Origin of the sequence: Paraburkholderia sp. J69-1 (assembly GCF_905220255.1) — a bacterium.
Lineage (GTDB): Bacteria > Pseudomonadota > Gammaproteobacteria > Burkholderiales > Burkholderiaceae > Paraburkholderia.
On the sequence record NZ_CAJMZG010000072.1, the window covers coordinates 1 to 915 of the forward strand.

General features: G+C 57.2%; 1 protein-coding gene. It reads left to right on the plus strand.

Annotation, left to right across the window (positions count from 1 at the left end; all coding sequences use genetic code 11):
- The first annotated feature begins 87 nt into the window (after positions 1 to 87).
- Positions 88 to 899 (plus strand): IS5 family transposase gene (locus U5A67_RS40405; protein ID WP_321818828.1). Its coding sequence is split into 2 segments (ribosomal slippage): positions 88 to 427 and positions 427 to 899, totalling 813 coding nucleotides; the frame shifts between segments, so codons are not numbered across the junction.
- Positions 900 to 915 lie beyond the last annotated feature (16 nt).

Genomic DNA, 915 nt, shown 5'->3' on the forward strand with positions numbered 1-915 from the left:
AGAAGCTGTTGCGAAATTAATTTTTAGGGCTGTTAACTTCTCCGACTTGATGTTAACTTTCTGTCTTGTTTTGCCTGACAGGAAGCAATGCCTAAAGAACTGATAGACGACGAATTGTGGTCACTCATCGAACCGCTGCTGCCTGCGCGTGCGCCGCGCAATCGCCAATATGCCGGTCGAAAGCCGACACCCGATCGAGCCGTTCTAACCGGCATCGTGTTTGTGTTGCGCTCGGGCATTGCGTGGAATCTACTCCCCCAGGAGATGGGATGCGGTTCGGGCACCGCCTGCTGGCGACGACTCGTTGCATGGCAAGAAGCCGGAGTCTGGCAACGTATCCACGAAACGTTGCTGGCCGAACTGCGTCGTCGTGGCGAAATCGACCTATCGCGAGCGCTTGTCGACAGTTCGTCTATCCGCGCGATGCTGGCGGGAAAAAAACCGGCCCGAATCCCACGGACCGGCGCAAGCTCGGCAGCAAACACCACCTCATTGTCGACGCGAAAGGCATCCCGCTCGCGGTCATCCTGACCGGGGCGAACCGTCACGACGTCACTCAGCTTGATGCACTCGTCGATGCCATTCCAAACATTCGCGGCAAGCGAGGACGTCCACTGCACAAACCGAAAATCGTTCAGGGCGACCGGGGCTACAGCTCGGAACCGCACCGGCAGCGTTTGAGAGAGCGCGGCATTACGCCAGTGCTCGCAAAGATTGGCGCGCCTCATGGCAGTGGTCTGGGCAAAACACGCTGGCCAGTCGAGCGCTCGATTGCATGGCTTCACTCGTTCCGACGCCTGAAGGTTCGCTACGAACGTTACGCCCATGTGCATGAAGCCTTTCTCTCTTTGGCGTGCGCCATGATTTGCTGGACTCGTCTCAAGCCAATGCATAACTAATTTCGCAACAGCTTCT